Annotated in this window: 10 protein-coding genes and 1 pseudogene; 1 reads left to right on the top strand and 10 read right to left on the bottom strand. The window is 73.3% G+C overall.

Going from position 1 to position 13,030, the window contains the following annotated elements:
* The 9 genes and pseudogenes from AV521_RS36700 to AV521_RS49685 all read right to left on the bottom strand — a co-directional run bounded on the left by AV521_RS36700 (nucleotide 1) and on the right by AV521_RS49685 (nucleotide 11,196).
* Nucleotides 1–2,253: a hypothetical protein gene (locus tag AV521_RS36700; RefSeq protein WP_076094865.1), complete on the bottom strand. Its 2,253-nt coding sequence runs from the start codon at nucleotides 2,251–2,253 to the stop codon at nucleotides 1–3.
* 3 nt (nucleotides 2,254–2,256) lie between these two features.
* Nucleotides 2,257–3,699 (bottom strand): hypothetical protein, encoded by a 1,443-nt coding sequence (locus AV521_RS36695; protein ID WP_179023661.1) that lies wholly within the window; start codon nucleotides 3,697–3,699, stop codon nucleotides 2,257–2,259.
* Nucleotides 3,696–4,778, bottom strand: coding sequence for a hypothetical protein (locus AV521_RS36690; RefSeq protein ID WP_076094861.1), 1,083 nt, complete (start codon nucleotides 4,776–4,778; stop codon nucleotides 3,696–3,698). The genes AV521_RS36695 and AV521_RS36690 overlap by 4 nt, the downstream gene beginning before the upstream one ends.
* A 17-nt stretch (nucleotides 4,779–4,795) precedes the next feature.
* Nucleotides 4,796–7,423 (bottom strand): hypothetical protein, encoded by a 2,628-nt coding sequence (locus AV521_RS36685; RefSeq protein WP_076094859.1) that lies wholly within the window; start codon nucleotides 7,421–7,423, stop codon nucleotides 4,796–4,798.
* 27 nt (nucleotides 7,424–7,450) lie between these two features.
* On the bottom strand, nucleotides 7,451–9,025 hold the full coding sequence (locus tag AV521_RS36680) for an Hsp70 family protein (protein WP_076094857.1): 1,575 nt from the start codon (nucleotides 9,023–9,025) through the stop codon (nucleotides 7,451–7,453).
* Nucleotides 9,026–9,130: 105 nt separating this feature from the next.
* Nucleotides 9,131–9,625: a nucleotide exchange factor GrpE gene (locus AV521_RS36675; protein ID WP_256725829.1), complete on the bottom strand. Its 495-nt coding sequence runs from the start codon at nucleotides 9,623–9,625 to the stop codon at nucleotides 9,131–9,133.
* A 131-nt stretch (nucleotides 9,626–9,756) separates the two neighbouring features.
* Complete coding sequence (locus AV521_RS36670) at nucleotides 9,757–10,140, bottom strand: hypothetical protein (protein ID WP_076094853.1); 384 nt, start codon at nucleotides 10,138–10,140, stop codon at nucleotides 9,757–9,759.
* A gap of 93 nt (nucleotides 10,141–10,233) precedes the next feature.
* Nucleotides 10,234–10,401, bottom strand: a pseudogene (locus AV521_RS36665) (thymidine kinase); the annotation flags it as partial.
* Between the two features lie 234 nt (nucleotides 10,402–10,635).
* A complete protein-coding gene (locus AV521_RS49685; RefSeq protein ID WP_179023659.1) occupies nucleotides 10,636–11,196 on the bottom strand; it encodes a GNAT family N-acetyltransferase in 561 nt (186 codons plus the stop codon).
* A gap of 67 nt (nucleotides 11,197–11,263) precedes the next feature.
* On the opposite strand from AV521_RS49685, the gene AV521_RS49680 reads away from it, so the two are divergent.
* Nucleotides 11,264–12,010 (top strand): hypothetical protein, encoded by a 747-nt coding sequence (locus AV521_RS49680; protein WP_179023657.1) that lies wholly within the window; start codon nucleotides 11,264–11,266, stop codon nucleotides 12,008–12,010.
* 97 nt (nucleotides 12,011–12,107) lie between these two features.
* Here AV521_RS49680 and AV521_RS36655 read toward each other — a convergent pair whose 3' ends face one another.
* The gene (locus AV521_RS36655; protein ID WP_076094850.1) at nucleotides 12,108–13,022 is read right to left on the bottom strand and encodes an SDR family oxidoreductase; all 915 of its coding nucleotides are present in this window, start codon (nucleotides 13,020–13,022) and stop codon (nucleotides 12,108–12,110) included.
* Between the last annotated feature and the right edge of the window lie 8 nt (nucleotides 13,023–13,030).

Raw genomic sequence — 13,030 nt, 5'->3', positions numbered from 1 at the left:
TCAGCAGAGCGGCTCGGCTGCCCCGGAGGCCGTGAGGAGAGCCAGGCAGCGTGCCGTCACGGTGTGGTCGTCCTCGGTGATGTCGACGGCGTAGGCGACAGGGGCGCGGCCCGTGGTTCCCTTCGGAGCCGTGATCCGCCAGCGCGCCTCGTACGTGTCGTGCGCCCCCAGTATCCGGGGCGGGCGTCCGACAGGGGTGGCGTGCCAGCCCGCGGGCAGCAGGGGCGGACGTACGGTGATGGCGAGGTCGCGTGCGGTGGCGTTCTCCACGGTGAGCCCTCCGCCCCCCGTCGGGTGCAGGCGCAGGGCGTCGGAGCTGGACCAGCGGATGTTGAACTCACGCAGGCGGAGCCGCTGTTCCTCGCGGTTGTCCTTGTCGAACACGGAGCCCAGGCCGATGCGGACGGAGTCGACGGCCTCCGGCACGGGATCGTCGAAGCCGTACTCCTTTGTGAGGTAGGTGCCCTGCTGCTTCTCGTGAGGGTGCCCGGACGGAAACGTGACGGTACGGGTGCCGACCTGGCCCTCCACATCGGCGCCCGGTGAGAAGATCGACGTGACGCTGTCCGGGTCGAAGTCCACCGACACCTCGCTCAGCGGCAGCGGCATCCCGAAGTCCACCCTCAGCCAGTTGTCCTTCCGCGGGGAACCCTTGACCGACCAGTAGCCCCCGTGGCCCGGCAGAGCGGCGGACGGCGGATGTCCCGGTGCCGAGTAACTGGCGCTGAGCTGCGGCCAGTCCCGGGTGGCGGCCGCGGTGAGGTCGACCTGGTGGACCGAACTGGTCAGCGGATGCTGCCACTTGTCGTACGCCGCCGGCAGGCCGAAGAACGCGGACGGCGGTAGCGCACCCGTCTGAAGGAGAACCAGGGCGAACGGTATGACCACGTACCCGGCGAGGTGGGCGAGCAGAAGGGTGTGGCGGGCGATGCGGTGCCGGGGAAAGCGGAACGTGGTGTTCTCCGGTGGGCCCACGGGCGGAGGCGCCATGCTCTCGCCGGAGCCCGCGGTACCGGCCGTACCGGCGAGCCACCGCACCGTCCCCGCGAGAGCCGCGGCCGGAACGCAGCGCACCGGGATGCGCGTGGCATCGAGCGCGCGCAGCAGATGGCCGCCGCCGGCCTCGTCCAGCTGCGCGCGCACGGCGGTGGCGTCGTCCCGTACGGCTTGGGTGTACAGCAGCGCGAGACGGTGCGGACGAAGGCGCGGGGGCAGGGCGGTGAGGACGTGCAGGACTCGGATGACGGCGTGCACGGCATCGCTGTGCGCGGCGGGGTCGTCCACCACCAGCAGCAATCCGTGGGCCCGGCGCAGTACGTCCAGCGCGGCCGCCGACTCCTGACTGCCGTACGCGTCACCGGGCGGGTCGTACCACAGGACGGGCGTTCCGGCCGTGCGCACGAGCGGCGGCTCGATCCCGGGCGTGGCGCCCAGCTCGGCCAGTCCCTGCCGGTGCACCCCTGCGCGCTGCGTGGCCGAGCCCCCGACGAGCACCACGACGCGCGCCTGTTCGCATCCGGCAGGCAGTGCCTTTCCGCAGTGCGGACAGCACGCGTCCAGGCGGCGCCCGCCGAGGACGGCGGGCAGGCGGGTGCCGCAGCGGCAGCGGTGGTGGAAGACGCCGTACCGGCCCGGCACCAGCTGCCGGTGCCGGGCTCGGCATGTCGGGCACAGCCTGACCGGGCGGTCGATGGTGCGCCCGCAGTCCGTGTACGGGCACGGCGCCGGCCAGCCGCGCAGCGCGCGCCCCGTCCGCGCGACCGCCGCCCCCACCGCCCACCACAGGCTCCACAGCGCACAGCTCAACGCCCATACCAGCAGTGCGAACAGCAGCGGAAGGATGCTGAGCGCCGTCGCGGTCAGCACGACGGCGACGGCGGTGAGCAGGAAAGCCGGGCGCAGGAAGACCATCAGGCAGCCCTGGCCCCTGGTCCCGCCCCGCTGCGAGCTGCGGAACGCGTCGCTCACCCGGCCCACCACGAACCGCTCGGCGTCGCCCATCAGCCGTTCGTGCTGCTCAAGTCCGTCCCACCAGGTCGCGCGCAGGTCGCGCGGGCCGGTGACGCGAAGGTAGGCGGGGATGGCCGGCTCGCCCTGCGGGTCGGGTGGGGTCTGTGCCGCCCGCCCGAAAGTCCGCCAGACGGTGTGCAGTTGGGCCCAGACCAGCCTGGGCAGGGTGACGAGGACGCCGTGGCCGACGACGAGGACGACCAGCAGTGTGATCGCCAGGAGCAGGATCACGGGGTTCGCCACGGCTCACTCCTTCTCACGGGCCGGTCCGCGTCGTCGCAGCAGCCATGGCGCCCGATCCGGCTGTCGCTTGTCGGCCGCCACCAGTTCGCGCAGGGCCTCGTAGGTCTCCGTCTCCTCCCACAGTCCCTGCCGGAACAGCCGCAGGATCCGCAGGGCGGCCGGCCGCGGCTCCCCGGGTGCCCGGCGCAGTGCGTACAGCGCGGTGGCCGGGCCGGCGGCGAGCAGGTCCGGTGCTTCCTCCACGAGGGTGGCGAGGGAGGCGCACGCCTGCGCGTCCAGGGCGGCGGTCCGCAGTTCGGCGGAGGTTTCGAGGGCGCCCAGCAGCCCGGCGAGGACGGCCCGCCGGTACGGCTCGGGCAGCGGAGCGGTCGCGGCTCGTACGTCGCCGAGCGGTGCCGTCCCGTCGGCGAGATGACGCGCTACGGCGTCCCTGAGGCGCTCGGGTGCCAGTCCCGCCTCCTGCGGCCGCAGCTCCGCCACGCCTCGCACGAAGCCCACGAGCGAGGAGCCCTCCCCGCCGAAGGCACCCGCATCGCTGTCCCCCGCGAGCAGGGCACACCCGGCCCGCAGCCGCCGTACGCCCGCCTCGACGTCGTCCGCGGGGCCCGCGTCCCACAGTTCGGCGACGGCGTCCAGGGCGTCGAGGCGCCCGCTCCCCAGCGCCCCCGCGAGGAAGCGTGCCGCCGGGCCGGGCTCCGGGCACCCGGTCACGGTCAACCGGCCGAGGTCGAACACCGGACCCGTCACCCGATCCCCGGTCTCCGGCCGCGTCCCGGTCAGATGGTGATGGTCGTCCTCCGGCCTCGCGGTGTACGTCGTGAACGTCAGCCGGGCGGCCAGGCCGGCGGGCAGGGTGTAGGAGGCGGCAGCTATCCAATCGACGACACGGTCCGGATCCGCGGAGACCAGGGTGGCAGCGGGACCCTCGCCGCCCAGCGCCCGCAGGGCGGCGGTGAGCAGCCGCTCCAGGAGGCGGACGCCGGGAACGCCGTGGCCCGCCAGCAAGCGGGCCGCACGGTCGGGTCCGACGGCGCTGCCGGGAACGAGCTGGGTGAGATCGGGCAGGCCGCCGTCGTCGCACGCCGGCGCCGGGGCCCAGTCAGGGCTGTCCCAGAGCTCGACGGGGCGCAGACCGGCCAGTTCGTCGGGGGTGGCGTACCAGGCGTGGCAGAAGTGGTTGCCCCAACGGCCGCTGTAGTCGTGGCCGGTGAAGACCGTGCGGGTCAGCACGGCCGCGTCGTCGTCCGGCCGGTCGTAGGCGAAGGCCACGGGGAAGTGGTGATGCCGGTCCGTGCGAGGAGGCCGCGCGTATCCCGTCAGCGGACGCAGGACGTCGAGTACGGGGCGTGCCGTCGGGGAGACCGCGGTGAAGCGGAAGCCCCCGTGGGGTGCGCCGGCCGAGGGCGGGGCGGAGGTGTAGTGCGCCTGTCCTGCCATACGCGTCATCCCCGTCTCCGGTCGAGGGCACCGAAGCGGTGCAGCAGCCACATCAGGGGGTCCTCGGCCCGGTGCGGGCGGACCACGCCGCCGAGTCCGAGACCGCCGCCCTGCCGTGGCGCGGTACCGAGCATGGACAGGGCGAACAGCTGGTAGTCGGTGCAGAACTGCATGAGTCGCGCGTCGAGTTGGTGTTCCTGCCAGCGCCGCAGCAGAGCCCGCAGCTCGGCGTGGACGACGGCCCGGTCGTCGGCGTCGAAGACAGGGCCGGGACGGCGGGTGCGGTGCAGCGCGGAGTTGTCCGGCAGGTGCGGCCACAGGAGGTCGGCCTTGGTGAGGGCGACCGCGACCGGCACGGTCACCTTCCCGCCACCGCCCAGGTGGCCCAGCACCCGGGCGAGTACGTCCCCTGACCGGCCCGGCACCCCGTCGCCGTCCTTCACAGGCGCTCCGGGCAGGTCCTGCGGGTCGACGAGGACGACGACGGCGTCGGCCGCGCCGAAGTAGCGCAGCTGGGTCTCCATGCGGTCCCGCGAGGCGAAGTGCTCGCCTGCGGTGTCGAGGAAGACCAGGGTCAGCACCTGCTCGCGGGTGTGTCCGAAGCGGCCCCGACGGGTGCGGCTGAGGCGGTGCACGAGGGGCCGGCCGGCGTCGTGCTCGGCGGTTTTGGGAACGGTGTGCCGGTCCTCGTAGAGGTGCCGTTCGTACTGTTCGTGGTAGTCGGCCATCGTGTCGTCGTCGCAGGGCAGCAGCGCGGCGTCGAGTTCGGCACCAAGGCGATGCAGCAGTTCGTGCACGAGGACGCCGATGTAGGTGCTCTTGCCGGAACTCACCGGTCCGGCGAGCGCGACCAGCTTGCCGGGGTTGCGCAGATAGCCCTCCGGCAGCCGCCCGGCGCAGGCGGTGCAGCGCAGCCGGGTGGTGGTGCGGCCACAGGTGCCGCACACCGCCGAACCGGCCCGGGGGTCGGCGGACGCGAGGCCGCGGTCCTCGGCGCAGGCGCCGCCGCTCGCGCAGAGGTACGCGATCTGCGCTCGGGAGATGCTCCGGAAGCAGTGCGGGCACACCCAGGTGCGGCGCCACGGCATTCTCACGTGCACTCCCTTCAGGTGACCTTGAGCGTGTGCTGCGGCGGGTCGCGCAGCACGATCGCCTCGCCGACGGCGAAGCAGCGCAGCCAGCCGCTCGGGCCACGGGCAAGGCGCGCCGACAGGCTCACGTCCTTCCCCGGGCCGAGCGTCACGTCGGCGGCTTCCGCGAGGACGTCACCGTCGGCGGGCTCCAGCGGCCAGACCGGGCCGCGGGAGCGCACCAGCAGCAGTCGCTCGGCCCGTACGACGGTGTGCGCCGTGAACACGGCGGTGGCCGTGCGGCGTCCGGGCAGACCGTGCCGCTCCAGCCGATAGTCGGCTTCGGCGCGCGGCGGCAGTACCGCCGTGCTCGGCGGGCCATGGACGGGCAGCCCGCCGAGCACGGTGATCGGCCGCACCTCGACTTCCACCCCGGCGCCGTCCACGACCGGCAGGCGTACACCCCCCTCGTGCCGGTAGGCGGCGCGGGTGACGGCCCGCCGTTGCCCGCCCGTCTCGCCGGGGGTCCGCCAGGTGACCTCGACCTCGTCGCCGCTGTCGGGCGGCCAGTCGAAGACGACGGTCACGCCCGTGCCGCCGTGCCGGGTGAGCGTGGGGGTGCCGAGCGCCGGCGGGGCGGTCGCGGCGTGCGCACCTATGACGGCACGTTCCCCGACGACCGTGACCGCCACCACCAGGGTGGGCCGGCCCGGCGGCAGGAACCTCAGGCCTTCCGGTGCGGGTTGCGCCGCGATCGGGCGCCCGGGAAGCTCGGCCGTGCGCAGCCAGGTGCCCGCCGGCCACGGGGGTAGGTCGTCGAAGCCGTACAGGCGCACCTCGCCGCCCGGCAGCGGGTCGAGGCGCGCCGAGAGGTAGCCGTCCACGAGGTGGATGTCCAGGCCGGTGACCGGCTCGGGCGGCGCGAGCGGCCTGGCGGTGCGCCGGATACCGGCCGTACGCAGGGGCGTTCCGTCGTCGGTGCGGTAGACGACGCGGATGCGGTAGCCGTACGTCGTGCCGTTGGCGAGCCCGCCGTCCGTGAAGCCGTCGCGACGGGCGGCGACGCGCACCTCCGCGCCGTCGGGGGCGGTGCGGACGACCTCGACGCACTGGGCGCGGTCCGGGCATGTCCAGTCGGCAGTGATCTGACGGTCCCCGGGGCGCAGTTGGGCGTCGGTGACCTCGGGCCAGTGCACGAGGGGTCCGCTCACCAGGAGCGGCGAGGTCGCGCTGCAGGGTTCGGCGGCCCGGCGTACGGCGACCGCGTAGTACAACGGGACGCAGGCCGGAGGCGCGCCGTCGATGTACGACGTGGCACGCGGCGAGGCCAGCGGCAGCACCGTGCCGTCGGCGGCGTCGCGTGGTGGGCGCCGCTCGGTGCGCAGCAGCACGTATTCGGGCTCGCCGGCCGTGGACGGCGAGGGCCGCCACCGGACCGTGACGCCCGCGCCGCCCGGGGCCGTGGTGAGTCCGGACACCGGGTGAACCGCGAGGCCGCGGCGCACGGCGTCGGTTCCCGGCAGATCGCGCACTGCCGCCTCCGCCTGTTCCAGCAGGTCCCAGGCCCGGTCCGCCTCCGCCGGCGGCAGCCGGCGCGCGTGATCCACCACGGCGCGCGCCTCAGCGAGTTTCCCACGGACGTGCTCGGCCAGTGCGCGTACGTCCTCGGCGAGCGAGCCCGGCGGCAACCGGTCCGCCACGGCCGCCGCCTCGGCGAGCCGCCCGTCCGCGACCAGGCGGCGCAGTCGCTCCGCCACGGGATCCCCGGCTGCCTCGTGCAGCACTGCGAACACCAGTCGCCGCGCGTCGTCCTCGGCGACGGACAACTCCCCCACTGCGTACGCGAGGAGCGTGGCCGGAGTGGCGCGGGCGGCACACCGCGTCCGCAGCGGCGTCGCCAGTTCATGCAGGAGGATCCGGGCGAGTCCCTCCGGGCCCTGCTCGGTCAGCACGCCACGGACGGCGGCGATCACGGCCTGGGCCGCTGTGTGCGCGGCGCCGTGCGGCAGCCGGCCCCAGCGGCGCGCCGCCGCCTCGACGATCGGCGCATCGACCGGGAGCGCGTGGAAGACGTGTACGGGCTGCTCGGTCCGTCCGCCGGGTGTGCCCGTCGCGAGGAAGTCACCGAGATGCCGCAGCCCCAGCACCTCCAGGTGGCCTGCGCAGCGCGCATACGCCGGGTGCGGCACGGACAAGGGCAGCGGTTCGGGTTCGACGATCCGCAGCCCGAGGGCGGGCAGCAGCTCCCGTACCTCGTCCTCGCGGACCCGGTGGGCGGCGGCGATCCGCGCGGCCGTGCTCTCGGCAAGCATGCCGAGCCCGCCTGTGGCCTCCTCCAGGGCCGCGCGCAGCCGGTCCCGCTCGGACCGGGCGCGTCGGCCGTGCGCCGCGAGTGCGGCCCGCAGTGGCCCGGGATCCCCGGCGGCGGCCGCGTCCAAGAGCGGCCGGTGGGAGAGGTATCCGGCCTCCAACTGCTCGATCACGGCGCGGTACTTGAGCCGAGCCCGGCTCCGGCGCCAGCAGGCGCGGACCGCGGTGACCGCCTCGGCGACCGCGGCCCCGTCGACGGACTGCGGCAACTGGTAACGCGTGCGCAGATCCTCGGTCACGGGCAACCCGGCGTCGAGCACCTCGCGCCGGTAGCGCGACTCGTCGAAAGCCACGAGCGTGTTCCCCCGTCCTGCCGGCGATCAGCCGATCCGCTGGCGGCTCATCGCGACCCGCGCCTCGTCGACCGCCTCCTGTGACAGCCCTCCGATCTGAATGGAGATCTCGATCTGCTCGCCGGACTCCCGTTCCGTGGCGACGACGGTGAGGAGCCCGGAGCTGTCGAGCGTGAACACGCACTGGAAGGGCCAGCGCGCGGGTTTGCCGGGTGGGATCCTCAGCGTCCCCTGCGCGACGGCGGTGTTGTGTGCCAGCTCCTCCGACTCCACCGCGCCCGCCTGTTCCATCACCTGGATCCGGACCTGCCGCTGGCCGTCGCGAATCGTGTAGAAGTCGTCGGTCACCGACGCCGGCAAGCCGTCGTTGGCGTGCACGAGGTGGGTCACGTACTCCCGGCCGGTGTCGATGTCCGTGACCCTGATCCCATAACCGCGCGAGGCGACGGTGGAGATCTCGTAGGGGCGGTGAGTGAGGCCGGTCTCGGGTACGTCCGGTGCTTGTTCGTCGGAGAGTTCGCCGCTGGAGACCATGTACGCGGCCCGGTCGAGGGCGTAGAACGCGGCGCCGCGGGCCACCGCGAGGTCGGGGTTGTGCAGCCTGGGCTCGAAGCCGAACTGGGTGCGCAGGGCGGCGGCGACGGCGGGCATCTTGGTGGCGCCGCCGACGAGCAGCACGTCGTCGAAGGACGACACTCCGCGTTCCGCGGCCAGTTCGACGGTGCGGCGGGTGATGTCGACGGTGCGGTCGAGCAGGTCGCGGGTCAGCTCCTCGATCAGCCCCCGGGTCAGCTCCACCGCTTCGACCTTGCCCTGGTGCATGACGCGGACGGTGTAGCGCTCACGGAAGGACAGCGCCTTCTTCGCCTCCTCGGCGTCCTTGCGCAGCTGTGTCTCGGACTGGGGGTCGGACAGCGGGTCGTCGGCATCCGGGAACCGCTCGCGGAACCGCTCCACCAAGTACGCCACGATGCGGTCGTCGAAGTCGCTGCCGCCCAGCTCCTTCGCACCGTCCGTGCACAGCACGGTCAGCTCGCGTCCGCGCAGGGTGAGCACGGTGGTGTCGAAGGTGCCGCCGCCCAGGTCGTACACGAGGACGGCACGGTCGCCGCGCTCCTCGTCTCCTTCCAGGGCCCCGTAGTCGAGTGCGGCCGCGATGGGCTCGGCAACGACGTCCAGGACGCGCAGGCCGGCGATCTCGCCGGCCTTGCGGGTGGCGTCCCGCTCCGCGAGCCCGAAGTAGGCGGGCACACTGATCACGACGTCGCGCGCCTCTTCGCCACCTGCGGCCTTCGCGTCCTCGACGAGTTTGCGCAGGATGCGAGCGGAGATCTCCTCGGGTGAGTAGGTGTGGCCGTGGAACTCGCGCGGCACCACATCGCCCATGTCCCGCTTGATGAGCTGTACGACGTGGTCGGGGTCGAGGACGGTGGCGTCCTTGGCGCTCTGTCCCACGACGACGCTGTCAGCGCTCTCGAAGTAGACGACGGACGGTGTGGTGTCCGCCCCTTCGAGGTTGCGCAGCACGGTCGGTCGGCCGACGTCGTCGATCCGTGCGATGCAGGAGTAGGTCGTGCCAAGGTCGATGCCGTAAACGGCCATACGGTCTCCCGCCACCGGGACGCCCGCGCCTGCGCCCGTCCCGTCTGTTGTCCGTCACATGTCCTGGTAAGTCGTGCCCTGTGGGCCCGCCGAGGAAGGAGACGTTCACGGGGCATCCGGTTCCCACCGGGAAACCACGACGTCGGCCTTGCGCACGACCCGTTCCCCCTGAACGAATCCGGCCGCCACGACGCGCGCCACCGTCCGGTCCGCCTCGGGACCTTCGGCGGCGACACGGCCCACCGGACGTTGCAACACCATGTCGAATGCCTCGCCGGGCCCGGGGACGTACCGCTCCACGCCGGTCCTGGCCACGGTGTCCGCCGCTTCGTCGGCCAGCGCGGTCAGCAGGGCACGCAGTTCCTCGACGCCGAGCGGGGCGGTGACGTGTTCGGCCTGGCGCAGGATCTGGTCGTGGAGCCGGATCAGGGAGTGGCGCACGAGATCGAGCGCTGTTTCCATCTCGCCCCGGCGCAGCCGCTCGACCTCGTCGTGCAGCCTGGTCACGATGTCCTCGCGGCGCTCGGCGAGCTCTTGCTGACGAGCGAGCGCCGCGGTGAACTCGCTTGCGAGCGCACAGGGTTCGACTCTTTCCGACACGTCGCTCACAGTAGACCACAGGGGCCCGACGCGTCAGCGGAGCCTGTCACGACCGCCTGCCGGGCCGGAACTGTCGCGTTGCCCTGCGGCGCCCTGTTCTCCCGTGCGCCACCCGAGGACGCACGACCCCGTCAGCCACCGAGGTTGATGGAACCGTGAACGTCCCGCGCCTGGATGACGGTGGTCTGGGTGCCCCCGGAGACGACGTTGCGCACATCGCCCGAGCCGGTCCGCGTGCCTTCCAGGGCTTCGGCCTCCCGTCGCCAGGCCGCGAGAGCCTGGGCGAACGCGGGGTCCTGCCGGGCGCGGCGAGCCAGTACCTCGGCCAGCTCGGTGGCGCGCTCCGCGTTGCCGGGCGCCTCGGCCAGGGCGGTCAACTCACTCTGGTCGCCCGGCTCCCCGCCCGAGTGCCGTCGTCTGACCAGATCCCGCAGGGACGTCCAGATCTGCTCCCCCGCCGCACCCGCGGTTCCTCCGGCAAGGGCCATGAGCAGTTCAGGTGCAATCTGGTCCACGAGAGCCTCCACCGCTTCCAACGCTCGGGTCGTAGGTCGAGCGTAGGCCACGGTGGGCCCGCGGAGACCCGCATCCGCGGGAGAATCCCTCCGTCACTCGGATGTGCCCGGCAGGACGTCGGGGGACAGCGCGCCCGCACGGGCCGGGGAAGCGGTCATCCGGCGGAGGTGACGGCGGCGGCACAGCACCTCGTAACCGGCCTCCTCCACCGGGCGGTTGGCGTCGCCGACGACCCCATGGGCGCCATCGACCACCAGCTCGCGTGGCGCGTGATGCCGTCGGCAGCGAGTATGCGCGCCCACTCCCGTGAGGCCCGGCCCTGCGGAGTGAGACCACCGCCCTGCGCGCACCTCATGGCCACGAACCACCGCGGGGATCAAGCGATGTCACCCCCGACAACTCAGCGGAAAGGTCAGTAGGCACGCTGATCCGTCACACCCCGTGTGGTCTTCGTCGGCCGCGGCCCACAGGCGCGTATCAGCTGGAAAGCCGGATCAGGCGGGAAGCCGGATCTTCCCCACCTCGTACACCGGCAGACCCTGCTCAGGGCTCTCCGTGTTCTCGAACAGGGCGCCCGCCGGAATGCCGGGGACGGTCCGCACGTGCCGCCGGCCCTGGTCGAGGTAGTACGCGTGGAGGCCGGCGTTGTCGGTCCAGGCGGTCAGGCGGACCACCTGGGCGCCGTCGGCGGCGGCACGGGCGCGGGCCCAGTGCTGGAGGGTCGCCCCGATGCCGTGGCCGGCGTGCGCGCGGGTGACGATCGCCTTGCGGAGGTAGCGGGCCGGCACGGCCAGTTCGTCCGTGGTCCACAGGCGCGGGTGGCCGTGCGGCACCAGGGTGAGGGTGGCCACCGGTTCGCCCTCGGGTTCGAGCATGGCCATCATGGTCGCGCCCTGCTGGATGAGGGCCAGGGTGAGCTTTGGGCGGAACGGTTTCGACCACTGGTCGGAGCCGTGCCGCGCGGCCAGCCAGCCCGCGGCCTCCCGCCGCCAGCGGCGCAGGACTTCCAGGTCCTCCGGTACGGCCCGGCGGACGTAGAGGGGCGGCCGGGTCAACTCCGCTCCTCCCCGAACGAGTAGCGATCCCGCAGGGCTTGGACGAGACGGCGGCCGTGGTCGTCACGTGCCCCTTCTTCAGCGGCACGCCGAAGCGGGCCACGGTGCGGGCGAGCCAGGCGATGGCGAGGACCGGGTCACCGAGCACGGCGTCGCTGCGGCCCTCGGCCAGCAGCTCGCCGCCGCTGGTCAACCGGGCGTCGATCGCCTTCAGGTCGAGCTCGCCGGGGGCGCGGCCCTCGCCGATGACGTATCCGGCGGAGGAGGCGTTGTCCGCGATGGTGTCGGCGATGGCGATCCGCCAGTCGCGGATCCGGCTGTCGATCAACTCCAGGGCGGGTACGACGCGTTCGGTTGCGGCCAGCACATCCGTCTCGGTGCAGCCCTCGTCCGGCAGGTCGTCGCCGAGGACGAAGCCGACCTCGACTTCGACGCGCGGGTAGCAGTACCGGGAGACGGGCGCCGGGCGGTCCGGGCTCAGCTCCATGTCGTCGAGCAGATGGCCGTAGTCCGGCTCGTCCACCCCCATCATCCGCTGCATGACGGGGGACGACAGGCCGACCTTGTGGCCGCGCACCTCGGCTCCGGCGGCGACGCGGTGCCGGATGTTGACGAGCTGGATCTCGTAGGCGTCCTCGGTGTCGATCTGCGGGAAGGTCTCGGTCAGCGGGGCGACCGGTGTCCGGCTGTGCTCGGCGGAGCGCAGGATCTCCGCGGCGCGCTGCCTCTGGGGGTCCGTGAGCATGGGGTCCTCTGCGGGGCGTTGGGCTGTCCCGGGAGGTTAGGCGGGCTGCCGTCCGAGCGGGGAGCGTGAATTCCCGCTGACCGGGAAACAGTTCCGGCCTCCGCCGTACGACGTTCGCCGACGGCCGGGCGTCCGCTGCGGGCGCCCGGCCTTCAGGCCCTCACGGTCACCGTGCCCCGTACACCGGCTGCGGGGGCTCGGAGTCGGCGAGCAGTTTCAGCGCTGTCTCGCCGGCCTCGGCCGGGGTCCAGCGCGCCCCCTTGTCGGCGGTGGGGCCTGGGCGCCAGCCCTCCATCACGGTGATCCGGCCTGCCTCGGCCTCGAAGACCCGGCCGGTCACCCCGGCACAGGCTGCCGAGCCCAGCCAGACGACGAGGGGTGAGACGTTCTCCGGGGCCATGGCGTCGAAGCCGCCCTCCTCCGGGGCGGCCATGGTGTCGGCGAAGGTCTGCTCGGTCATCCGGGTGCGGGCGGCGGGGGCGATCGCGTTGACCTGGACGCCGTACCGGGCCATTTCGGCGGCGGCGACCAGGGTCAGGCCGACGATCCCCGCCTTCGCGGCGGAGTAGTTGCCCTGGCCGACGCTGCCCAGCAGCCCGGCTCCCGAGCTGGTGTTGACGACGCGCGCCGCGGGCGTACGTCCGGCTTTCGCCTCGGAGCGCCAGTGTGCGCCGGCGTGCTTCAGCGGCAGGAAGTGGCCCTTGAGGTGGACGCGTACGACGGCGTCCCAGTCGTCCTCGTCCAGGTTGATGAGCATGCGGTCGCGCAGGAACCCGGCGTTGTTGACGAGCGTGTCGAGGCGGCCGAAGGCATCCAGGGCGGTGGCGATGAGCGAGGCCGCGCCGTCGGTGGTGGCGATGTCGCCGCCGTGGGCGACGGCATCCCCGCCGAGCGCCCGGATCTCCTCGACGACCTGCTGGGCGGGTCCGGCGGCCCCTCCGGTGCCGTCGAGGCCGACGCCGAGGTCGTTGACGACGACTTTGGCGCCCTCGGCGGCGAGAGCGAGGGCGTGCGCGCGACCGAGCCCGCGCCCGGCGCCGGTGACGACGGCGACGCGTCCGGTGCAGATTCCGGTGGTCATGGGGTTTC

This window comes from Streptomyces sp. IMTB 2501, assembly GCF_001953885.1.
Classification (GTDB): domain Bacteria; phylum Actinomycetota; class Actinomycetes; order Streptomycetales; family Streptomycetaceae; genus Streptomyces.
This window is presented reverse-complemented; position numbering and strand designations above follow the sequence as displayed.